Raw genomic sequence first — 21538 nt, 5'->3', positions numbered from 1 at the left:
TGCCGGGCTGGGGCCGGGGCGTGAGGGTGCCAATCTCCACCGAGGAGAAGCCGCAGGCGAAGAGGCCGTCCACCGCCTCCGCGTCCTTGTCCAGGCCGGCGGCCAGCGCCACGGGGTGGGCGAAGCGCAGGCCAGCCACTTCCACGGCCAGGCCGGGCGGGGCGCCCTCCAGGGCCTTCTCACGCAGGGACTCACACAAGTCCCGTGAGCGGCCCAGGTAGCGGAGCCCCGCCATGCCGAGCCGGTGCGCGCGCTCCGCGGAGAGCTGGAAGAGGAGCGAGCGGGTGAGTCCGTACATGGCGTGGCTCAAGCGGGGATGAACGAGGCCTCACGGGCCCAGGCGAGCGTCTGGTCGACCTGCTCGGGCGTGAGGATGCCGTTCTGTTCGATGATGTCGATCTCCCGCCGCATGTCCGTCTCCAGGAGGTAGGGGCCGTCGGTGTTGATGGTGAACTTCACCTTGCGGTCCCAGAAGGTGCGGACGATGTGGCGCAGCTCCTCCACGCCCTCCACGGCCTTGGTGTGCAGGTTGGACGTGGGGCACAGCTCCAGGACGATGTCGCGCTCGCGCAGCACCTTCATCGCGTGCTCGTCGTAGGCGGCGCGGATGCCGTGGCCGATGCGGTGCGGCTGGAGCTTCTCCACCACGGACATGACGCCCTCGGAGCCCGTGCCGCGCGTCTCGCCGGTGTGCACCGTGCACTTGAGCCCGGCGCGGCGGGCGCGCGAGAAGAGGTCCTCGTACTGGGTGACGACCTCCGGCCTCAGCTCCATGGCGTTCGTCTCCGTGCCGGCCAGGTCGATGCCGTACACGCCGCGCGTGCGGTACTTGATGGCCTTGTCCACGATGATGCTGTTGAGCCGGTGGTCGAACTCGCGGGCCAGGCAGAAGATGAGCCCCATCTTCACGCCGTACTCCAGCACCGCGCGGTCCATGCCGCGCAGCGCGGCGTGGATGATGTGGTCCAGGTCCAGCTCGGAGTTCAGGTTGCGCTTCATCGGGTTGAAGCGCAGCTCCATCTGCGTCACGCGGCTGCCGCGGTACTCCTTGCCGATGACCTCGTAGACGGAGCGCTCAATCGCGCTGGGGGACGACTGGATCTTCTCCGTCCAGGTGTGGAGGATCTTCAGGTAGTCGTCCAGGCTCCCCACCTTGCCCGGACGGGAGGTGATGAGCTCCACGAAGTCGAAGTAGTTCTTCACCGGGAGCTTGAAGCCCTGCTGGTGGGCGATGGACCAGAGGATGTGGGGCGCCACAGCGCCACCCACGTGGATATGCAGGTCGATCAGATCGCGTGCCATGGCGGCATGTATGCACAGTGCCGGGCGCGCGTAAAGACTACCGCCGGAGCAGCACGTACACCGCGCCGGTGCCTCCGTCCTGAGGACGTGCGGTGGCGAACGCCAGCACCATCCGGCCAATCCGCTTCTCGGACAGCCACCCCTTGAGTCGCTCCTTCAGCACGGGAATCTGGTCCTTGGAGTTCAAACCGCGTCCGTGCACCACGAGCACGCAGCGCCTCTTCGCGCGGCGGCTGTCACCCAGGAAACGCTCCAGCGCGTCGCGCGCCTCGGCCTGCGTCTTCCCGTGCAGGTCCAGCTGTCCCTGGATGGCGAAGTCGCCCCGGCGCAGCGCGCGCAGCAGGTTCCGGTCAATGCCGGGGCCCGCGCCTTCAATGGACTCGTCCGTGCCGGTGAAGTCAAAGTCGCCCTGGCCGGCGACCAGCTCGGAGAGCTGCGCGAGCGCCTCCGCGTTCTCGTCGATGAGTTCCGGCAGGCGCGGGTTGGGCGCGGGCGCCTCGCCCCGGTGGGTGAGCTGCTGCACGCCGTCCATGGCGGAGTAGAAGAGGGAGGCGTCGTCCTCCTCGCGGACCTTGGGGGCCTTCGTGGCCCGGGGCGAGGGCGCCGCGACCTTGCGCTTCGCGACCTCCGCCGCGGCCTGCTCCTGCGCCTCCTTCTTCTCCTGGTCCTTCATCACCTGGATGGCGGACTTGAAGGGGTTGTTGCTGAAAGCCGCTTCCTTCTTCTTGGGGCCGTTGCGCTGCTGACTCATGGCGGGAGGTGCGTCCTCGTCGTGGGCGACTGTGGGGGATGTAATCCGGCGCTACAGCCCGCGCAGGCGTCGAATCTCTTCATAGGCGTCGCGGACGTGCTGGAAGCGACGGGCGGCCTGCTCGGCGGCCTGCCGTCCGAGGTGGGCGGACTTGTCGGGGTGGTACTCTGCGGCGAGCTGCCGGAAGGCGCGCTTCACCTCGATATCCGTGGCGTCCGGCGTCAGGCCCAGCGCGGCATAGTGCTCATCTCCGGCGCCCAGGTGCAGGGCGATGATGGCCTGCTCGTCCGCCTCGGAGATGCCCAGGCCCTCGGCGACGCGGCGGAGGACTTCCCGTTCGGAGCGCTGCATGCCGCCGTCGGCCAGCGCCAGCTCGTAGAGCGTGTCCAGCAGCCGGTGCCGCTCGGCCGAGGGGAGCTGGGCATGGCAGGCGCTGACGGCCGCGTCCAGGTCGGGCGGGTGGGCCAGGAAGACCTTGAGGTGGCGCCGGACCAGCTCCAGGGCCTCGGGGCCGTAGCCCAGCGTCGTCTGGAAGTAGCGCCGCACCACGCGCACCTCGTCGCGGCGGACCTCGCCATCCGCGTGGGCCACCTCGACGAACACGGCGCACAAGTCACTGGCGAGCTGCTCGTAGGGCTCCTCCTCGCGAGGCGCGAGCGCCGCCTCCGACGTGGCGTCGTGGGTGAGGGCGTAGGGCGCGTGGGCGAAGTCGGACAGGGCCTCCGGGTCCTCGGGCGGCAGGGCATGCTGGGCGTCGTAGTAGCGCCCCGCGAAGCCGCCTGCGATGAGCAGCAGGACGATGGCCCAGGGGCTGCCCACGAGCAGGCCCGCCATCAACCCCAGCATTGCTCCCAGCACTGTTCCTGCGCCCATGGCCGAGGTTCCGCTCCCTTTCCGGCGGGGGAGTTTCGCATAGAGTGGCCCGCGTGAACGCCCAGTTGATTGATGGCAATGCAGTCGCGGCGCGCGTGCGAGCCGAGGTCAAGGCGGAGGTCGACCGGCTCAAGCAGGAGCACGGCCTGACGCCAGGGCTGGCCGTGGTGCGCGTGGGGGAGGACCCCGCCTCCAAGGTGTATGTCAGCCGGAAGAAGAAGGTCGCCGGGGAGGTGGGCATCCAGTCCTGGGAGCTCCACCCGGACGAGCGCATCACCCAGGAGGCGCTGCTGGAGGTCATCCACCGGCTCAACGACGACGCGGCGGTGCACGGCATCCTGGTGCAACTGCCACTGCCCAGGCACATTGACCCGGACGTCATCATCTCCGCGGTGAAGCCGGAGAAGGACGTGGACGGCTTCCACCCGCTCAACGCGGGCAACCTGCTCCTGGGCCGGCCCACCACCCGGGCCTGCACGCCCTATGGGGTGATGCGGCTGCTGGAGGAGATTGGCTGCGACCCCGCGGGCAAGCGGGCCGTGGTGGTGGGCCGCAGCAACATTGTGGGCAAGCCCATGGCGCTGATGCTGGTCCAGAAGAACGCCACGGTGACCCTCTGCCACAGCAAGAGCGACCTGCGCCGTGAAGTGGAGGGCGCGGACCTCCTGGTGGTGGCGGTGGGCGTGGCCGAGCTGGTCAAGGGCGCATGGCTCAAGCCCGGCGCGGTGGTCATTGACGTCGGGATGAACCGCACGCCGGACGGCAAGCTGGTGGGCGACGTGGAGTTCGCGGCCGCCGCCGAGCGCGCGTCGTTCATCACCCCCGTGCCCGGTGGCGTGGGGCCCATGACCATCGCCATGCTGATGCGCAACACGCTCGACGCGGCCGTGCGCTACGGCCGAGCGCCTGTCGTCACGTAGGCCGTGAGGGTGACGCGCTGGGGTCCTGGTCCCAGCTCCGCCTGCGCGTGCTCGTGCATGGACCAGAGCAGCGAGTCCCACTGCGCGCCCAGCGCCCTGCGCGCCAGCACGACGGGCGCGCTGGAGCGGGTGGTGGCGTCCACCATGGCGGCCGTGGACGGGTAGTCGATGTGGCCTTCCACTTCGTGCACCGTGACGTGGGTGAAGCCCGCGCTGGACATCTCCCGCTGACAGGTGTCGGGGTCGGACAGGGGGATGGCGCCCGGCTGTGACGGCTTCGCGCCAGACTGCTCCCAGAGGCGGGTGTACACGGCGCGCAGCTCCTTCGAGCGTTCAAAGGGCGTCCAACTGGACACGACGGCCCGGCCGCCCGGCTTGAGCACCCGGTGAAGCTCCTGGAAGCCGCGCGCCCGGTCCGGGAAGAACATCAGGCCGAACATGGAGAAGGCGGCGTCGAACGCGCTCGCCTCGAACGGCAGCGCCATGCCGTCACCCTCCTGGATGTCGATGTCGAGCTTCGCCTCCGCGGCCCGGGCGCGCAGGGCGGAAATCATCTCCGGGGAGAAGTCCACCGCCGTGACGTGGGCGCCGTCGCGCGCGGCGAGCAGCGCGAGCGTTCCCGGCCCCGTGGCGACGTCCACGACACGCGTCCCTCGCGCCACGCCGGCCCGGAGCAGGGCATCCCGGGAGAACGTCTCGAAGGCGGGCATCAGCTCGCGCACGTACTCGGGCGCCACCAGGTTCCAGGCCTCGGGTTGGGCAAGGGGCGATACGGCGGACATCGGGGCTCCTGGACGGGGGGCTCGGCATGGCCCGGTTCGCGTGGCAGCCTGCATGGCGAGTCCTGGAGGCGCAATTTTGTTGCGACAGCCACGACACCGTTGGGGAGGCAACACCATGCCGAGTCGCGAGGAGCAGCTTGCCGGGGGAATCTACGGACTGCTGGTGGGGGATGCGCTGGGCGTGCCCTACGAGTTCCACGCGCCCGCGCGGATTCCACCGCCCGAGGACATCGACTTCCAGCCGCCCGAGGGCTTCCAGCGCGCGCATGACGGGGTTGCGCCGGGGACCTGGTCCGACGATGGCGCGCATGCGCTGTGCCTGCTGGACTCGTTGCTCTTCCATGGACGGTTGGACCCGGAGGACCTGGGCCGCCGTCTGGTGAACTGGCTGGAGTGGGGCTACCTCGCGGTGGACGGCCAGGTGTTCGACGTGGGCATCCAGACGCGCACGGCCCTGGCCTCGGTCCACGCCGGGACGCCCGCGCTGATGGCCGGCCCCAAGGGCGAACAGGACAACGGCAATGGCGCGTTGATGCGCGTGCTGCCCTTGGCGCTCTGGCACTCCGGCAGTGACGCGGAGCTGGCGGCGGACGCGATGACCCAGTCGCGCGTCACGCATGGCCACCCGCGCTCCCAGGTGTGCTGCGCGCTGTATTGCCTGTGGGCCCGTCGCATCCTGCAGGGCGCGGGTGCTTCGGACGCCTGGACGGGCGCCGTGGAGACGCTCCGCGAGCTGTATCCCGAAGGCGCTGAAGCCCGCACGGAGCTGGACACGCGCGTCCTGCCTCCGGGCTGGGAGTCGCTGCGCGGCACGGGCACGGGCTACGTGGTGGATTGCCTCCGCTCCGCGCGCCAGTGTGTGACCGAGCACGACACCTACGAGCAGGTGGTGAAGGCCGCGGTCCGCCTGGGCCGGGACACCGACACCACCGCCGCGGTGGCGGGAGGCATCGCCGGGCTCCTCCACGGCGTGGAGGGCATCCCCGCGCGCTGGCGTGAGGCATTGCGCGGGGGCGAGCTGTTGCAGCCCCTGCTCCAGAGCCTGTTCAACGCTTGTTCAATCCCTGTTGATGGAACGAGCGGGTGACGGTGTGTTTCACACCGTCATCAACGAGCCCCGAGGGCGAGTTGCATGTTTCTGTCGGAACAGTCTGCTTATTCCGACAAGTTTGGATTGCCAGGAGGGTGTCAGGGGTTAGGATGGCGACTCATCCGGGGGGGCCGGTATGGCCGGGGTGAGTCACGCAATGATTGACCAGGAAGTGGGCGCACCTGTGCTTCGGGGGCGATTCGGCCATACACGCGGGGAGGACGTGCGAACGGAGGCTCCCGTGTCCACGGAGGCCTCCGGCAGCAGGGTGCTCGCACGTGGGGTCGACGCGCTGGAGGTGCGGGTGGAGGCACTGCTCGGCGAGCACCTGGAGGCCGTGCGACGGCGGGTGGACTCGCGCTTCGCCGTGCTGATGGTGGGGCAGTGGCTGGTCGCCATCGCGGTGGCGGCGGTGCTGTCGCCCTTCGCCTGGCAGGGGACGTCGCGGGTGGTGCATCCCCATCTGCACGTGGCGGGGGTGTTGGGCGGCCTGCTGTCCGCCTTCCCGCTGGTGCTGGTGCGGCTGCGGCCCGGGGACGTCGCCACGCGGCACGTGGTGGCGGTGGCGCAGATGCTCTGGGCCGCGCTCTTCATCCACCTGACGGGCGGCCGCATCGAAACGCACTTCTACGTGTTCGGCTCGCTGGCCTTCCTGGCCTTCTACCGGGACCCGGCGGTGATGGCGACCGCCACCGTCACGGCGGTGCTGGAGCACTGCCTGCGCGGCATCTGGTGGCCGGAGTCCATCTTCGGCGTGTCGAATCCGGCGTGGTGGCGCTTCCTGGAGCACGCCTTCTGGATGGTGTTCGTCAACGGGGTGCTGGTGATTGCGTGCCGCGAGACGCTGGGGGAGATGCGGCGCGTGGCGGTGCAGCAGGTGTTGCTGGAAGGCGCGTACGCGAACGAGCGCGTGGACCATGAGCATGCGCTGGCGCGCGTGCGCCGGGAGCTGAGCTCCTACCGCGAGCAGGCCGCGCGGGTGGAGAAGCTGGCGGCGGTGGGGCGGATGACGGCGACGGTGAGCCACGAGCTGCGCAACCCGCTGGCCGCGGCCCGCACCGCCAACGCCGTGGTCGTCCGTCACCTGCGCAAGCTGGACGTGACGCTGGCGGACCAGCGGCTCCAGCGCTTCCTGGAAATCATCGAGCGTGAGCTGGCGGTGTGCTCCCGCATCTCCTCCGAGCTGCTGGACTTCGCTCGCGAGCGTCCGCTGGAACTGCGGCCCTGCTCACTGCACGCGTTGATGGAGGAGGTGCTGGACGTGGTGCCGGCCCGCGAAGGTGTGCGCATCCAGAACAGCGTCCCCCCTTCGCTGGCGCCGCCCTGGGTGGACCGCGAGCTGCTGCGCAAGGTGCTCATCAACCTGGTGCAGAACGCTGTGGAGGCCATGCCCGAGGGCCGTCCGGGCCGGGTGGACGTGTTCGCGGAGGGCGGCAATGGAAGCGCCTTCATCATCCGCGTGTCCGACAATGGCATGGGCATTTCGGAGGCGATGCAGGAGCGCATCTTCGAGCCGCTCTTCACGACGAAGCCCGCGGGCACGGGCCTGGGCCTGTCGGTGGTCGCCAGCGCGGTGCGGCAGCACGGCGGCACCCTGCGCGTGGAGAGCCGGGATGGGGAGGGCAGCGTCTTCACGCTCTGCCTCCCGGCGGGTTGCCAGGCCGCCGAAGTCGCCCTCTAGCTCCAGGACACCTCGTACTCGCTGTCCAGAAGTCCCGTGGCGCGCCCGTGAATGTGCGTGCCGCGGGCGCCAACGGCGGCCAGCGCCGCGCGCAGCACGCCCTCGTGGTAGCTGTGTGGCATGAAGTCGCGGAACATGTTGAGGCGGCCCTGGCGCTCGCCCATCCACTCCACATCCCGCTCGCCGTAGCTGACGACGGTGCTGTAGCCGGACGGCAGGTTGCTGACGAGCCGGCGCGGGCAGCCCCCGGACAACGCCAGGAAGCTGCGCCCCACCACGGTGCTCAGGAAGTCCTGGGCGGACCGGGCGCCAATGGTCCGCATGGCCGCCTCGAAGCCGCCCAGCCGCGGCGCCAGCAGCCCCGCGGCGCTGAAGGACAGCCGCAGGAAGCTGGTGATGGGGTACAGGAAGAAGGGCACGAAGGCGCGCTCGCGCGAGGCCGCCAGGCACCGCGCCGCGGCGGCCTCTCCCGCCTCCTGCCGGACCACGTCCAGCGCCCCCAGGAAGAACATCCCCCGGGCGCGGTCCTTGTCCTCGGCGCGGCTCAGCCGCCGAGCCAGCTCCGTCAAAGGTTCAGGCGTTCCCCGCTCGACCCCAAACGCAATCATGGCCACCCCCCGCGCTGGGAGGTGACGCTGGACGTCCGCGCCCCTCCTCGTGTGGCTCCGAAAGTGAGGGAAATCGAGAAAGGGTGAAAGCCCGCACGGCTACGACCCCGGGGCAGGGGGGAGCGCCATGGGTGAACAGAGCGGGGGCCGCGTCAGAGGGAGCGCCAGGCTCCAGGCGCCAGGAGGCGTGGCCGCGGGCGGTGTGGCCTGAACAGCAATTCACGGCGGTGGGCCGACGCTCCAACCGCCGCGTTTTGAACGCTCAGGCCTGGAAGGCTTCGCGCACCCCGTCGCGGCGCAGGGTGAAGAGCATCCACACGGCCACGGGGACGCCAATGACGCAGCCGGGAGACAGGATGTAGAGCGCGGTGATGCCGCCCACCGTGGCCAGGCCGTAGCCCTTCAGGTTGAGCGCGCAGATGGCGCCCCAGGCGGACAGCACCCCGCAGAGGATGCCCACGAGCAGCATCAGCGCCAGCGTGGGCGACAGCTCCAGCGTGGACGCCTCCGCGCCCGCGGGGACGAAGGGGGAGGTCACCTTCAGCGCCGCCAGCACGAACCCGGCGATGTTGTAGATGACGTTCAGCACGCCCACGCACAGCAGGAAGAAGGCGGGCGGACGGATGATGTTGAGGACCTTGTGGCGCGGGTCGTCTTTGGGCAGGTGGATTCCAGGACCACTCATGAACGGGCTCGCAGTGCGCTCACGATCATCCGCGTCGCCGGGGACTTGTTGAGCGTGTAGAAGTGGATGCCAGGCACGCCGCGCGACAGCAGCTCCATGCACTGCACCGTCGCATGCGCCACGCCGAGCTGGGCCATGGCCTCCGGGTTGTCCTTCACCCTTTCGAGCTGCAACGCCAGGCGCATGGGCACGGTGGCTCCGCACAGGCGCGTGAATCGTTGGATCTGCTCGTAGTTGGTGATGGGCATGATGCCGGGGACGATGGGGACGTTGATGCCCGCGCGGCGCGCCCGCTCCACGAAGTCGAAGTAGAACGCGTTGTCGAAGAAGAGCTGCGTCACCACGAAGTCCAGGCCGGCATCCACCTTGGCCTTGAGATGACGCAGGTCGTCGTCACGGGAGGGCGTCTCCACGTGGCCCTCCGGATAGCACGCTCCCCCGAGGCAGAAGTTGAAATCCTCTTCTCGGATGAATCGCACCATCTCCGACGCGTAGCGGAAACCCCCGGACACGGGCTCGAAGCGTGTCTGGCCCTTGGGCGGGTCTCCGCGCAGCACCAGGACGTTGTCCACCTTCGCGGCCGACAGCCGCTCCAGCACGGTGCGCAGCTCCGCCGGGGAGTGGCCCCCGCACGTCAGGTGCGCCATCGCCTCGATGCCCGTCTCCTGCTTGATGCGCAGCACCAGGTCCACCGTCTTGGTCCGGGTGCTGCCGCCCGCGCCTTCCGTCACGGAGACGAACCCCGGCTGCAGGGTCGCCAGGTCTTCCAGCGCCTTGAGCAGGTTCTTCTCGCCCTCGTCCGTCCGGGGCGGGAAGAACTCGAAGGAGAAGCACGGGTCGGAGGGATTCAACCGATTACGAATCTTCATGTTGCCTCCAGTGTAGACGCTCCGCGTCGTCCTTGATCGGGCAAGTCTCGCGGCTATAGTCCGCGCCGTTTTCCACACCCCTCCAGGAGAAGAAGATGGCCCGGCACACGCCCCTCAACGAGGCTCACCGCAAGCTGGGGGCCCGGATGGTCGACTTCGCTGGTTGGGACATGCCCGTCCAGTACAGCTCCGTCATCGGCGAGCATGAGGCCGTGCGCACCGGCGTTGGCCTGTTCGACGTCTCCCACATGGGCGAGGTGGAGTTCACCGGCCCCGGCGCCCTGGAGACGGTCAACGCGCTCATCTCCAACGACCTGGCCCGCATCGCGGACGGGCAGGCGGTCTACGCGGGCCTGCTCGACGAGCGGGGCACCTTCGTGGACGACGTCGTCGCCTACCGCTTCAGCCCCGAGCGCATCCTCATCTGCGTCAACTCCAGCAACCGCGAGAAGGACTTCGCGTGGATGAAGACGCACGCCAGGGGCGTGGCGCCGGTGGACCGGAGCGACGACTACGCGCAGATTGCCGTGCAGGGGCCCAAGGCCGCCGGCCTGGTCCAGCGCCTGACGAAGACGGACCTGTCGAAGCTCGGCACCTACCGCTTCACCGAGGGCGAGGTCGCCGGCGTGAAGTGCCTCATCTCCCGCACCGGCTACACCGGCGAGGACGGCTTCGAGCTGTACAGCGCGGCCGGCGACGCGGTGGCGCTGTGGGACGCGCTGCTCACCGAAGGCCAGCGGGACGGCGTGAAGCCGTGCGGCCTGGGCGCCCGTGACAGCCTCCGCACGGAGATGAAGTACGCGCTCTACGGCAACGACATCGACGACCAGCACACCGCGCTGGAGGCCGGGCTGGGGTGGATCGTCAAGCTGGACAAGGCGGCCTTCATCGGCAAGGAGGCGCTGGTGGCGCAGAAGGCCGCGGGCGTGAAGCGCAAGCTGGTGGGCTTCGAGCTGACCGGCAGCGGCATCCCGCGCCACGGCTACGCCATCCTCAAGGACGGCGCGCCGGTGGGTGAGGTGACCAGCGGCACCCTGGGCCCCACCGTGAAGAAGGCCATTGGCATCGGCTACGTGCCCACCGCGCTGTCCGCGGAGGGCTCCACCTTCGACGTGGACATCCGCGGCCGCGCGGTGCCCGCCGTGGTGGTGAAGACTCCGTTCCACAAGAAGCCCTGAAGCATCCTCGTTCCAGACAGGAGCAACGACATGGCCGACAACATCCCCGGCGACCTGAAGTACACCCGTGAGCACGAGTGGGCCCGCGTCCAGGGCACCTCGGTGGTGGTGGGCGTCACGCAGCACGCGCAGGAGTCCCTGGGCGACGTGGTCTACGTGGAGCTGCCCAAGGTGGGCGCCACGGTGACGGAGGGCAAGCAGTTCGGCGTCATTGAGTCCACCAAGGCGGTGTCGGAGCTGTACTCGCCGCTGACGGGCAAGGTGGTGAAGGTGAACGACGGCCTGTCGGACAACCCCTCCGCCGTGAACACCGACCCCTATGGTGCCGGCTGGATCGTGGAGATCGAGCCCTCGGACCCCAAGCAGGTGGACGGACTCCTGGACGCCGCCGCGTACACCGCCCTGCTCCAGAACAGCTGAGAGTGAAGGGACGGGGACTGGCTGTTAGGGACGGTCCTCGACTTCTCGACGCACGACTCGCCCGCGAGCCCCAAAGCCATGTCCTTGAACTGGAAGTATCAGGAGCCGTTTGCCGGCCGTCACAACGGCCCGGATGAGACCGAGCTGAAGCAGCTGTTGTCCGCGCTGGGCGTGGACTCGCTCGATGCCTTCATCGACCAGGCCGTCCCGCCCGTCATCCGCGCCAAGGCGCCGCTGAAGCTCGCGACCGCGCGCGGCGAGCACGAGCTGCTGGCGGCCCTGGAGTCCATCGCCGCGAAGAACCAGGTGTTCCGGTCCTTCATCGGCATGGGCTACCACGACACGCACACGCCGAACGTCATCCTCCGCAACGTCTTCCAGAACCCCGGCTGGTACACCCAGTACACGCCCTACCAGGCGGAGATCTCACAGGGCCGCCTGGAGGCGCTGCTCAACTTCCAGACGTTGGTCATGGACCTGACGGGCCTGGAGGTGGCCAACGCCTCGCTGCTGGATGAAGGCACCGCCGCCGCTGAGGCCATGGCCCTGGCCGTGCACCTCAAGGGCGAGGAGTCCGGCGCGGCCTTCTTCGTGTCCGACGCCTGCCACCCGCAGACGGTGGACATCGTGCGCACCCGCGCCCAGCCGCTGGGCGTGGAGGTGGTGGTGGGTGACCACCGCACGGTGGACCTGGGCTCGAAGAAGTTCGTGGGCGCGCTGGTGCAGTACCCGGCCACGGACGGCGCGGTGTTTGACTACCGGGCCCTCGGCGAGCAGGTGCACGCCGCGGGCGGCCTGTTCGTGGTGGCCGCGGACCTGCTCAGCCTCACGCTGCTGACGCCGCCGGGGGAGTTCGGCGCGGACGTGGCGGTGGGCAGCGCCCAGCGCTTCGGCGTGCCCATGGGCTATGGCGGTCCGCACGCGGGCTACTTCGCCACGAAGAGCGCGTACACGCGCGTCATGCCCGGCCGCATCATCGGCGTGTCCGAGGACGCGCAGGGCCGCCGCGCGCTGCGCATGGCGCTCCAGACGCGCGAGCAGCACATCCGTCGTGAGAAGGCGACGAGCAACATCTGCACCGCGCAGGTGCTGCTGGCCGTCATCGCCAGCATGTACGCCGTCTACCACGGCCCCTCCGGGCTGAAGGCCATCGCCGAGCGCGTACATGGCCTCACGGTGCTCTTGGCGCGCGGGCTGGCGAAGCTGGGCCTCAAGCTGAAGCACGAGCAGTACTTCGACACGCTGCGCGTGGAGCTGACGGCCGCGCACGTGCGCGCGGTGCTGGGGGCCGCCGAGGCGGCGCGGATGAACTTCCGCCGCATCGACGAGAAGACGCTGGGCGTGTCCCTGGACGAGACGACGCGGCCCGCGGACGTGGAGGACATCCTGGCGGCCTTCGCCACCGGCACCGGCAAGTCCTCCGCGCCGGTGCTGGCGGACCTGGTGGGTGACGGCGTGGAGAGCGCCGTGTCGCAGGCGCTGCGCCGCTCCAGCGCGTACCTCACGCACCCCGTCTTCAACAGCTACCACTCCGAGACGGAGATGCTGCGCTACATCCGGCGGCTCGAGGCGAAGGACCTGTCCCTCACGCACTCGATGATTCCGCTGGGCAGCTGCACCATGAAGCTCAACGCCACCGCGGAGATGATTCCGGTGACGTGGCCCCAGTTCGGGCGGCTGCACCCGTTCGCGCCCACCTCGCAGGCGGCCGGCTACAAGGTCATCTTCGAGCAGCTGGAGCAGATGCTGACGCAGGTGACGGGCTTCGCGGGGTGCTCGCTCCAGCCCAACGCCGGCAGCCAGGGGGAGTACGCGGGCCTGCTCGTCATCCGCGCGTACCACCAGAGCCGCGGCCAGGGGCACCGGAACGTGTGCCTGATTCCGTCCTCCGCGCACGGCACCAACCCCGCCTCGGCGGTCATGGCGGGCTACAAGGTCGTCGTCACCAAGTGCGATGAGAACGGCAACATCGACCTGGATGACCTGCGCGCCAAGGCGGAGGCGCACAAGGACGCGCTGGCCGCGCTGATGGTGACGTACCCGTCCACCCACGGCGTGTTCGAGGAGGAGATTCGCGAAATCTGCGCCATCATCCACGAGCGCGGCGGCCAGGTGTACATGGACGGCGCCAACCTCAACGCGCAGGTGGGCCTCACGGCGCCGGGACTGATTGGCGCGGACGTGTGCCACATCAACCTGCACAAGACGTTCTGCATCCCGCACGGCGGCGGCGGCCCGGGCATGGGCCCCATCTGCGTGGCCAGCCACCTGGTGAAGTTCCTGCCGGGGCACCCCGTCATCCACACGGGAGGCTCGGAGGCCATTGGCGCCATCTCCGCGGCGCCGTGGGGCAGCGCGAGCATCCTGCTCATCTCGTGGATGTACATCGCCATGATGGGCGGGGAGGGCCTCACCCAGGCCACCAAGCTGGCCATCCTCAACGCCAACTACGTGGCCGAGCGGCTCAACGCGCACTACCCGGTGCTGTACCGGGGCAAGCGCGGCAAGGTGGCGCACGAGTGCATCGTCGACCTGCGCCCGCTCAAGAAGACGGCCGGCGTGGAGGTGGAGGACGTGGCCAAGCGGCTCATGGACTACGGCTTCCACGCGCCCACCGTGTCCTTCCCGGTGGCGGGCACGCTCATGATTGAGCCGACGGAGAGCGAGTCCAAGGCCGAAATGGACCGCTTCTGCGACGCGATGATCGCCATCCGTCAGGAGATTCGGGACATCGAGGAGGGCCGCATGCCCAAGGACAACAACGTCCTCAAGCACGCCCCGCACACCGCGCGCGTCGTCGCCGCGCCGGAGTGGAACCGTCCCTACTCGCGGGAGCAGGCCGTGTTCCCCACGCCGTGGGTCCGTGACAACAAGTTCTGGCCCTCCGTGGGCCGGCTCAACAGCGTGCTCGGTGACCGGAAGCTGGTCTGCGCGTGCCCGCCCATCGAGGACTACATGACGCCGGAGCCGAAGCCCGCCACGGCCTGACGCGCACCGCGCATCGAGTGGTGACACAGGCCGTCTCCCTCCGTGGGGAGGCGGCCTTTGTCGTCACACAGGGGCGGCCATGGCGCCGCGGTCCGGCTCCACGTGGACCACCACGTCCACCACCTGGGGATAGGCGGCTTGCAGCGTGCGCTCCACCCGGTCCGCCACCTCGTGGGCCTGCGCGGTGGTGAGCTGCGGGTCCACCTCGATTTTGAGGTCCACGTAGACGCTCTCCTCCATGCCGCGGCTGCGCACGTCGCGGCAGGAGCGCACGCCCGGGATGGCCAGCGTGTGCCGCTTCACCTCGTCCGGCTCCAGGCGCGCCGTGTCGGAGAGGATGCCCACCGCCTGCCGGACGATGCCGTAGGCCACCCAGGCCACGAACACCATCACCGCCAGCGCAATCAGCCCGTCCGCGCGCGGGTAACCCAGCCACACGAGCAGCAGGGAGCCGAGCACCGCCAGGGTGACGTAGACGTCGGACATCGTGTGGCTCGCGTCCGCCAGCAGCAGGGAGCTCTTGTACTTGCGCCCGTAGTGCCGCTCCACCCGCGTCACCACCATGTTCACCACCAGGGTGAAGGCCATGACGGCCGCCATGGTGCCCGTCACCTGCGGGTGCTTGTCGTTGAGCACCGAGTCGAGCGCCATGCGCCCCAGCTCCAGCATGCCCACGCCAATCATCGCGCCGATGCCCAGCGACGCGAGCGCCTCGAACTTGCCGTGGCCGTAGGGGTGGTCCTCGTCCGCCGGGCGTGACGCCACGCCCATGGCCACCAGCCCCAGCACGTTGGAGCCGCCGTCGATGAACGAGTGCAGCCCGTCCGCCGTCACCGCCGCGGACTGGCTGAGCATCCCGAAGAGCAGCTTGGCGCTGGCCACCACCCAGTTGGCCACGAGGATGCCCAGCAGCACGTGGCGGACCTTCCGGTTCCGCTCCTGCTGCGCGAGGTTTCTGTCGGTGAGCGTCGTTGCTTCCACGCGCCGCACGGTACTTCAGTGCGCGCTCAGTTGGGCTGGCGGAACAGCCGCATCTTCGGGCCCCCGCCCATCTCCATGAAGAAGCCGAACTGGAACTTCACCTTGGCGTCGTCCGACAGCAGGCCGGGCGGCGGGTTGGGGAAGGGCTGCGCGCGTTTGAAGGACGACACTGCCTCGAAGTCGAGGAAGTCGAGCCCGCTGCTCTTCTCCACCTGGATGTCCATCACCTGGCCGCGCTCGTCGAGCGTGATTTGCAGCAGCGTGTACCTGTCTCTCCCCGTGTAGATGCCACCGGTGGGGTCCCTGCGGCGCAGCTGGTCGTTGGGGTTCCAGTGCATGCCCACGCTCTGCTTCACGCGGTTGAAGAAGCTGGCGTACTTCCACTCGCGCGTGTTGAGGAGGGTGCCGTCGCCTTCCTCGGCGTCCTGCAGGTGGTCATTGGGCGCGGCGCCAAGGACCTTGTCCATGACGGCGCGCGACGGCGTCAGCGACGCCAGCCCCGGAGCGCCCGCGCGGCCCGTGGAGCCGGCTTCGTCGCCGCCGGTGCCGGGCTGGATGTTGAGGCGCTTGGAGTTGCCCACCACCTCGTCGCTCTCGTTCTGGTTGTTCACTTCCACGCCCGGGCCTGGCGACGTCGGGTCCGTCTTCATCGCCACCTCGCTCTTCTTGCGGGCGTCGGGAATCTCGAAGGCGGGCTTCTGGCCACCCTGGGACACGGGCCGGTCGTCGTCGCCCATGCCGTTGTTGCCGGCCATTCGCGGCGGCGTCTGGGCGTCCGTGTTCTGGCCTTCCTGATTCTGCGGCGCCGTCCGCTGGGGCATGGCGTTCCGGTAGAAGGGCGTCTGCTCCCGCGCGCGCGTCTCCTTGTTCACGCGGTTGTTGCTCTCCGCGAGGTACTTCGCGTTCGGGTCCACCTCGTTGTTGCCGGGCGCGACGTCCACCACCTGCCCCTTGGGCGGCTCGTCGGGCTTCTTCTCCTCCGGCTTCTTGTCCTGGGCCTTGGGACGCTCCGACGCCTGGGACTTCGTCTGGGGGGAGGCCTTGCCGCGGTTCTGCGCCCATTGATCGGCGGTGAGCGGGCGCACGGCCACGGAGGTGGGCCGCGTCACGGGCTTGCGCGCCTTCCCGTCGCCCTGGAACGAGCTCGTCAGCAGCAGGGTGCCCACGTAGACGGCGTGGAGGAGCAGGGCGAGCGCAACCGCCGCGGCGAAGCGCCCCGCGGAGGACCCCTGCCGCTTCCGGCGGCGCCAGTTTGTTGGAGAACCCGTGCTCACGGCGGGATGATAAACCTCCGAACGGGCGGACTAGTCCCGTCGCGTTCAAGGATAACCCCTCCCAACCTCAATAGATGGGGGCCACCGCGGCACCGTTGAAGTAGTGACGGAGGATGTCCTGGTAGCGCTGCCCGGCCTCCGCCCGGCCGATGGCGCCCGTCTGGCACATTCCTACGCCGTGCCCCCAGCCCCCGCCACGGAAAAGCCAGCCGGTGAGCTCGCCCTCGGCGTCCCGCTCGGCCACCACCACCGCCATGCTGCTGTTGAGCATGCCGAACAGGCGGCGGATGTTGAGCTCGCCCCGGACCTGGGTGGCCCCCTGGTCTCCGGACACCGACAGCACGGCCGCGCGGCCGGAGACGCCCCGGTCCGTCAACGCCAGGGCCTGGACGCGCCCCACGCCCAGCCGCTTCAGGCGGGTGTCCACCTGCTCGGCCGTGAAGCGCTTCTCCCACCGGAACTTGCTGGGCTGCGCGAAGCTGGACAGCCGGCAGGCCGCCGGGAGGTTGGCGGTCGTCAGCCAGCGCTCCAGGCTGGCGGGCAGGGGAATGGCGCCCACGGGGCCGATGACGTCCGGGCGGCCGCGCAAGCTGGGGTCCGGAGCCCCGCCCCACACCACGTCATTGTCCTCAGTGTGTCCGCCGCAGACGGCGCTGTAGACGGAGTCCACCAGGCGGCCGTCCTCGCTGAAGAGGCCTTCGCCCCGGGTCGCCTCCACGGCGGCGGTGGTGCTCGCGGCCTCACCGGTACGGCCCCGGTAGACGGCGCAGTGCTGCTCCGAGCACAGGAGGTAGGGGTCCGCCAGGTGCTTGATGCCCACCTTCGCCAGCACCTCTCCGCGCGCGGTGACGGCCTGGGCCTTGAGCGCCTCTGAGTGGGCCCGGGCGAAGATCTCCGCGGGGACCAGGCCCTTGAGCAGGTCCTCCAAGGGGACGACGTTCACCACCGCCAGCCGGCCCGAACGGTCCACGACGAGCTGGAGCGCGCCCCGGAACGTGCGGTCCTCGAAGCCGTGGAAGGAGTAGCCCACCCCGTATTCGACCTGGCGCACGTCGAAGCCCCCGCCGTCGGGCGTCTCGGCGTCCAGCCGGTCCTGGGCCATGCCCACGACGACGCCCGCCTCGTCGCGCACCTCCAGGATGGCCTTGGCGGGCGTGCGCACCTCTTCGAACAGGGTCGTCTGCACGCCGTGGCTGCGCAGCAACTCCGCCTGCTTCCGCCCGGCCGCCTCGGGGGTGAGGACCTCGTCCACCAGCAGCAGGGTGCGCCGGTTGTCGATGACCTTCCCGGCGATGCCGTAGACGGAGCCCAGCACCTGGGCCCGGACCGCGAGCCCCTTCTCGCGCCATGACTCCAGCGCCGCCTGGAGGCCCGCGCGGTCGGCCATGCGGAACTCGGCCAGCTGTACGCGCGCGGACAGCACCGCCGGGCTCCCCTGCGTCACCCGGACCGTCCAGCGCGTGCCCGCCGCCGCGTCGAGCATCTTCTCGTCGGGCCCTCCGAAGCGCAGGCGCATCCGGCCTCGCGGGGAGAAGGTGACCTCGCTCCGGCCCTCCATCAGGCGCACCGGGACGCGTGGCTCACCGCCACGGAAGTCCAGGCGCTTGAGGTCTCCCGGCGTGGGAATCCCCTGGGCCAGCGGGTCCTCCAACGGCGGTGGCGCCGTGCCCGTTGACGGCGCCTCATGGCCTTGGCTGTGTCGCGGTGGTGCTTCCGGGGACGCTTCGCGCTCCTGTGTGCCCGACGTGGCCTCGGACGATGACACGACGGCCGGTCCGGTCGCGGATGCACGGGGACTGTCAGCCGCGGGTTTCGAGGCCGCGCAGGCGGAGAGCAGGACGGCGGCGAGAAGCTGTGTGACGGCGTGGCGCACGGGGGGCGCCACCGTACTGTCGCACCTCCAAGCTGTCACGGACCGTTCGCCGTGCCCCCGCCGGGCAGGCTGGCGGGTACGTGTCGGGGCGTGAGGGGATGAATAGCGCACAGGGCTTCCCGCGTTGCCCCTGCTCATGAAAATCCGACACGGCAACTGCCTGAAGCTGACGTTCCTGGCCACGAGCATGCTCCTGCTGAGCTCGACGGCCTGCTCGGGCTCCGACAGTGGAGGGCTGCCTGTGCCCGCTCAGCCCCCGGCCCCTCGCCCCGTGCCCTCGCCCGAGCCTGGGCCGGCGGAGTCGCCCACGCCCACCCGGACCTTCACCACGCGTCCGCCCGTCGGCGTGCAGGCGGTGGCGGGGACTCCGGTGGCCGCGCTGCCGGACCACACGGACCACGCCAACATCGAGGACCCTTCGCCTCAGCCAGCCGTCAACGCCACGGCGATGAGCGTCGCCGCCGAGGCCCCCGTCTACACCCGCGAGTGGGTGGTGAGCACGTCTGGCAACGACGCCGGGGACGGCAGCGCCGCGCAGCCGTTGCTCACCCTCAACAAGGCCATCAGCCTGGCCAGCCCGGGCGAGCTCATCCGTGTCCTGCCCGGCACCTACGCGGAGCGCGTCATCATCGGTGACAACGCGAAGCCGGGCACGGCCGACGCGAAAATCACGCTCCAGGGAGAGGGCAACCCGCGCATCGTCCTGGGCCCCGGCGAGCACGGGCTGGTGCAGGTGCGCCAGCCGCATTGGATCATCGACGGCTTCGACATCGACCTGGAGGGCCAGACGCCCTTCGCCGTCACCTTCGAGGGCGACGTGACGGGCTCGATGCTCGTCAACTCGGACCTGCACGGCGGCACGGGCGGCGGCGCGGTGACGACGTTCAACCACGCCACCGGGCCCATCATCGAAAACAACCACATCCACGACTTCGTGAAGACCACCGGCAACGAGGACTCGCACGGCGTCGTGGTGCAGCCCACGTCGCGCGACGTCACCGTGCGCAACAACGACATCCACGACAACTCCGGTGACTCCGTGCAGTGCCTGGGGCCCGAGGGCTTCAGCAACTTGGCGCCCGCGGAGAACCTGCTGGTGGAGAACAACCACTTCTACGCCAACCGTGAGAATGCCGTGGACATCAAGACGTGCTACGGCGTGACGCTCCGCAACAACCGGATGCACCACTTCCTCCCGAGCTCCACGGCGCGAGGGGACGTCGTCGTCATCCACTACTCCGCGAGCAACGTGCTGGTGGAGGACAACGAAATCTACGACGGCGCCAAGGGCATCGCGGTGGGCGGCAACCACGAAGGCGCCATGCCCACCGGCGTCGTCATCCGCCGCAACCGCGTCTACGACATCACCGAGGCCGGAGGCGGGGAGGGCACGGGCATCCGCCTGGAGAACTCGCGGGGGACCACGGTGGTGAACAACACCGTCACCCGCGCGGCCACGGCGCTCGTCATCGGCCATGGCACCGGCGGCCCCACCCAGTCCCCCGTGGTGCGGAACAACATCTTCGCGGAAGCCCCCATCGCGGTGAACCTGGGCCCGATGGCCCCGGGGATGAAGATGGGCAACAACCTCTTCCCGGCGGGCGCCCAGTTCAAGCAGGACGGCGAGCCCGTGGACCTCACGGCCTACCAGTCCACCTCGGGAGACACCACCTCACGCCTGGGCTCGGCGGACCTCGGGGCGGCGTTCGCGCCGGGGCCCATGGCGCAGGACTCGGGCGCCGACATCGGCATCCCGTTCTGCGGCGGCGGACCGGACATCGGCGCGGTGGAGCTGGGCTGCTGACCCGTCCACTCCGCCCCTGAAAAGGACAAGGCCCGATGCGGAGTGACTTCCGCACCGGGCCTTGTGTCTTTGAGGCGCCACCCGGATTCGAACCGGGGAATGAAGGTTTTGCAGACCTTTGCCTTACCACTTGGCTATGGCGCCGAGAGGATGGGGTCGGCTTTATACGCAGCCCGCTACCACGCGGTCAAGGCTGCAACAGCTGCCTGCTGTGCATCCGTCCCGCTACCATGCCGCCACCAGAAGGTTCCACCCCGGGTGCGCGTGCGTGCGCGCGCCCGAAAGGACGAGGTGCTCGAAAGATGCTTCACGGCCACGGGCTGTACCTGGAAGAGCATGACGCGTTTCGTCGCACCGTGCGGGCGGTGGTGGAGAAGGAGATTCTCCCCTTCGTGAAGGAGTGGGAGGCTCGGGAGGAGTTCCCCAAGGCGCTCTTCACCCGCTTTGGCGAGCTGGGCTTCCTCGGCTTGAAGTACCCGGTGGAGTACGGGGGCTCGGCGGCGGGGGAGCTGTACGAGGCGGTGCTGCTGGAGGAGCTGGGGCGCTGCGGCTCGGGCGGTGTGTCCGCGGGGCTGGGGGCCCAGTTCACCATCTCCACGGGGCCCCTCCATCAGTTCGGCACGGACGCGCAGAAGCGCCGCTGGCTGGCCCCCGCCATCCGGGGTGAGAAGCTTGGCGCGCTGGGCATCACCGAACCGGATGCCGGCTCGGACGTGGCGGGGCTGCGCACCACCGCGCGGCGCGAGGGCGACAGCTACGTCCTCAACGGCTCCAAGACGTACATCACCAACGGCGTGCGCGCGGACTTCGTGGTGCTGGCGGTGAAGACGGACCCGACCGCGGGTCACAAGGGCCTGTCCATGGTGGTGGTGGAGAAGGGCACGCCGGGCTTCTCCGTGGGGCGCAAGCTGGACAAGCTCGGCTGGCGCGCCTCGGACACCGCGGAGCTGTTCTTCGAGGACTGCCGCGTGCCCGCGGAGAACCTGCTCGGGGTGGAGGGGCAGGGCTTCGCGCAGATCATGGGCAACTTCCAGTGGGAGCGCCTGTCGCTCGCGTTGGGCGCGGTGGGGGCCATGGACGACATGCTGGAGACGGTGCTGGCGCACGTGAAGTCGCGGCGGGCCTTCGGCCAGTCGCTCCACCGGTTCCAGGTGGTGCGCCACAAGCTGGCGGAGCTCTTCACCGCGCGGGAGTCGGCGCGCCAGCTCACCTACCACGCGCTGCGCCTGCACGTGGCCGGCGAGTGGGCGGTGGCGCAGACGTCCATGGCGAAGAAGGTGGCCACCGAGACGTGCTGCCGCGTGGCGGATGAGTGCCTCCAGCTCCACGGCGGCGCGGGCTACATGATGGAGTACGACATCCAGCGCCACTGGCGTGACGCGCGGCTGGGGCCCATCGGCGGTGGCACCAGCGAGGTGATGAACGAAATCATCGCCAAGCAGCTCGGCTTGTAGGGCGG

Annotated in this window: 18 protein-coding genes, 1 tRNA gene and 1 pseudogene; 8 read left to right on the top strand and 12 right to left on the bottom strand. The window is 69.7% G+C overall.

Annotation, left to right across the window (positions count from 1 at the left end):
- The 4 genes and pseudogenes from HV824_RS20600 to HV824_RS20585 all read right to left on the bottom strand — a co-directional run.
- A pseudogene (locus tag HV824_RS20600) lies at positions 1-298 on the bottom strand (dihydroorotate dehydrogenase (quinone)); the annotation flags it as partial.
- 8 nt (positions 299-306) lie between these two features.
- Complete coding sequence (locus tag HV824_RS20595; protein ID WP_176418554.1) at positions 307-1302, bottom strand: adenosine deaminase; 996 nt, start codon at positions 1300-1302, stop codon at positions 307-309.
- Positions 1303-1339: 37 nt separating this feature from the next.
- Entirely contained in the window at positions 1340-2053 is a 714-nt protein-coding gene (locus HV824_RS20590; RefSeq protein WP_176424030.1) for a Smr/MutS family protein, read from the bottom strand.
- Between the two features lie 51 nt (positions 2054-2104).
- Positions 2105-2926: a TerB family tellurite resistance protein gene (locus HV824_RS20585; RefSeq protein WP_176418552.1), complete on the bottom strand. Its 822-nt coding sequence runs from the start codon at positions 2924-2926 to the stop codon at positions 2105-2107.
- Between the two features lie 53 nt (positions 2927-2979).
- On the opposite strand from HV824_RS20585, the gene folD reads away from it, so the two are divergent.
- Complete coding sequence (gene folD / locus HV824_RS20580) at positions 2980-3846, top strand: bifunctional methylenetetrahydrofolate dehydrogenase/methenyltetrahydrofolate cyclohydrolase FolD (RefSeq protein WP_176418582.1); 867 nt, start codon at positions 2980-2982, stop codon at positions 3844-3846.
- Here folD and HV824_RS20575 read toward each other — a convergent pair.
- On the bottom strand, positions 3819-4628 hold the full coding sequence (locus HV824_RS20575) for a class I SAM-dependent methyltransferase (protein ID WP_176418551.1): 810 nt from the start codon (positions 4626-4628) through the stop codon (positions 3819-3821). The two genes, folD and HV824_RS20575, sit on opposite strands and share 28 nt — an antisense overlap.
- A gap of 115 nt (positions 4629-4743) precedes the next feature.
- On the opposite strand from HV824_RS20575, the gene HV824_RS20570 reads away from it, so the two are divergent.
- Together HV824_RS20570 and HV824_RS20565 are read left to right on the top strand one after the other, a co-directional pair.
- Entirely contained in the window at positions 4744-5715 is a 972-nt protein-coding gene (locus HV824_RS20570; RefSeq protein ID WP_176418550.1) for an ADP-ribosylglycohydrolase family protein, read from the top strand.
- A gap of 160 nt (positions 5716-5875) precedes the next feature.
- Positions 5876-7399 carry a sensor histidine kinase gene (locus HV824_RS20565; RefSeq protein WP_176418549.1) on the top strand — a complete coding sequence of 508 codons (1524 nt, stop codon included), beginning with the start codon at positions 5876-5878 and terminating at the stop codon, positions 7397-7399.
- Here HV824_RS20565 and HV824_RS20560 read toward each other — a convergent pair.
- The 3 genes from HV824_RS20560 to metF all read right to left on the bottom strand — a co-directional run bounded on the left by HV824_RS20560 (position 7396) and on the right by metF (position 9561).
- On the bottom strand, positions 7396-8007 hold the full coding sequence (locus HV824_RS20560) for a DUF2378 family protein (RefSeq protein WP_176424029.1): 612 nt from the start codon (positions 8005-8007) through the stop codon (positions 7396-7398). The two genes, HV824_RS20565 and HV824_RS20560, sit on opposite strands and share 4 nt — an antisense overlap.
- 262 nt (positions 8008-8269) lie before the next feature.
- Entirely contained in the window at positions 8270-8692 is a 423-nt protein-coding gene (locus tag HV824_RS20555; RefSeq protein WP_163782103.1) for a hypothetical protein, read from the bottom strand.
- A complete protein-coding gene (metF, locus tag HV824_RS20550) occupies positions 8689-9561 on the bottom strand; it encodes a methylenetetrahydrofolate reductase [NAD(P)H] (RefSeq protein WP_176418547.1) in 873 nt (290 codons plus the stop codon). The genes HV824_RS20555 and metF overlap by 4 nt, the downstream gene beginning before the upstream one ends.
- 95 nt (positions 9562-9656) lie before the next feature.
- Between metF and gcvT the strand changes: the two genes are divergently transcribed.
- From gcvT to gcvP, 3 genes are all read left to right on the top strand, one after another.
- Positions 9657-10739: a glycine cleavage system aminomethyltransferase GcvT gene (gene gcvT / locus HV824_RS20545; RefSeq protein ID WP_176424028.1), complete on the top strand. Its 1083-nt coding sequence runs from the start codon at positions 9657-9659 to the stop codon at positions 10737-10739.
- A 30-nt stretch (positions 10740-10769) separates the two neighbouring features.
- The gene (gene gcvH, locus HV824_RS20540) at positions 10770-11159 is read left to right on the top strand and encodes a glycine cleavage system protein GcvH (protein ID WP_163782097.1); all 390 of its coding nucleotides are present in this window, start codon (positions 10770-10772) and stop codon (positions 11157-11159) included.
- A 78-nt stretch (positions 11160-11237) separates the two neighbouring features.
- Complete coding sequence (gene gcvP, locus HV824_RS20535; RefSeq protein ID WP_176424027.1) at positions 11238-14147, top strand: aminomethyl-transferring glycine dehydrogenase; 2910 nt, start codon at positions 11238-11240, stop codon at positions 14145-14147.
- A 63-nt stretch (positions 14148-14210) separates the two neighbouring features.
- Here the strand turns inward: gcvP and HV824_RS20530 are convergent, their stop codons facing one another.
- The 3 genes from HV824_RS20530 to HV824_RS20520 all read right to left on the bottom strand — a co-directional run bounded on the left by HV824_RS20530 (position 14211) and on the right by HV824_RS20520 (position 18314).
- Entirely contained in the window at positions 14211-15128 is a 918-nt protein-coding gene (locus tag HV824_RS20530; RefSeq protein ID WP_176418544.1) for a cation diffusion facilitator family transporter, read from the bottom strand.
- Positions 15129-15154: 26 nt separating this feature from the next.
- Positions 15155-16402, bottom strand: coding sequence for an energy transducer TonB (locus HV824_RS20525; RefSeq protein WP_176424026.1), 1248 nt, complete (start codon positions 16400-16402; stop codon positions 15155-15157).
- Between the two features lie 67 nt (positions 16403-16469).
- A complete protein-coding gene (locus tag HV824_RS20520) occupies positions 16470-18314 on the bottom strand; it encodes a SpoIID/LytB domain-containing protein (protein ID WP_176424025.1) in 1845 nt (614 codons plus the stop codon).
- 85 nt (positions 18315-18399) lie between these two features.
- Here HV824_RS20520 and HV824_RS20515 point away from each other — a divergent pair, with 85 nt between their 5' ends.
- Entirely contained in the window at positions 18400-20079 is a 1680-nt protein-coding gene (locus HV824_RS20515) for a nitrous oxide reductase family maturation protein NosD (protein WP_176418541.1), read from the top strand.
- Between the two features lie 72 nt (positions 20080-20151).
- On the opposite strand, the gene HV824_RS20510 is transcribed toward HV824_RS20515, so the two are convergent.
- A tRNA-Cys gene (locus HV824_RS20510) sits at positions 20152-20223 on the bottom strand.
- 158 nt (positions 20224-20381) lie between these two features.
- Here HV824_RS20510 and HV824_RS20505 point away from each other — a divergent pair.
- On the top strand, positions 20382-21533 hold the full coding sequence (locus HV824_RS20505; RefSeq protein ID WP_176424024.1) for an acyl-CoA dehydrogenase family protein: 1152 nt from the start codon (positions 20382-20384) through the stop codon (positions 21531-21533).
- Positions 21534-21538 lie beyond the last annotated feature (5 nt).

The sequence above is a fragment of the Myxococcus sp. AM009 genome, assembly GCF_013372605.1.
GTDB classification, from domain to species: domain Bacteria; phylum Myxococcota; class Myxococcia; order Myxococcales; family Myxococcaceae; genus Myxococcus; species Myxococcus vastator.
Note: the sequence above shows the minus strand (reverse complement) of the source record. Positions and strands in the feature narration are given on the sequence as shown.

Bases quoted from the DNA above. Each gene is read 5' to 3' on its own strand.
- HV824_RS20595 (WP_176418554.1), bottom strand. From the start codon at position 1,302: ATGGCACGCGATCTGATCGACCTGCATATCCACGTGGGTGGCGCTGTG.
- HV824_RS20590 (WP_176424030.1), bottom strand. From the start codon at position 2,053: ATGAGTCAGCAGCGCAACGGCCCCAAGAAGAAGGAAGCGGCTTTCAGC.
- HV824_RS20585 (WP_176418552.1), bottom strand. From the start codon at position 2,926: ATGGGCGCAGGAACAGTGCTGGGAGCAATGCTGGGGTTGATGGCGGGC.
- HV824_RS20575 (WP_176418551.1), bottom strand. From the start codon at position 4,628: ATGTCCGCCGTATCGCCCCTTGCCCAACCCGAGGCCTGGAACCTGGTG.
- HV824_RS20570 (WP_176418550.1), top strand. From the start codon at position 4,744: ATGCCGAGTCGCGAGGAGCAGCTTGCCGGGGGAATCTACGGACTGCTG.
- HV824_RS20565 (WP_176418549.1), top strand. From the start codon at position 5,876: ATGATTGACCAGGAAGTGGGCGCACCTGTGCTTCGGGGGCGATTCGGC.
- HV824_RS20560 (WP_176424029.1), bottom strand. From the start codon at position 8,007: ATGATTGCGTTTGGGGTCGAGCGGGGAACGCCTGAACCTTTGACGGAG.
- HV824_RS20555 (WP_163782103.1), bottom strand. From the start codon at position 8,692: ATGAGTGGTCCTGGAATCCACCTGCCCAAAGACGACCCGCGCCACAAG.
- metF (WP_176418547.1), bottom strand. From the start codon at position 9,561: ATGAAGATTCGTAATCGGTTGAATCCCTCCGACCCGTGCTTCTCCTTC.
- gcvT (WP_176424028.1), top strand. From the start codon at position 9,657: ATGGCCCGGCACACGCCCCTCAACGAGGCTCACCGCAAGCTGGGGGCC.
- gcvH (WP_163782097.1), top strand. From the start codon at position 10,770: ATGGCCGACAACATCCCCGGCGACCTGAAGTACACCCGTGAGCACGAG.
- gcvP (WP_176424027.1), top strand. From the start codon at position 11,238: ATGTCCTTGAACTGGAAGTATCAGGAGCCGTTTGCCGGCCGTCACAAC.
- HV824_RS20505 (WP_176424024.1), top strand. From the start codon at position 20,382: ATGCTTCACGGCCACGGGCTGTACCTGGAAGAGCATGACGCGTTTCGT.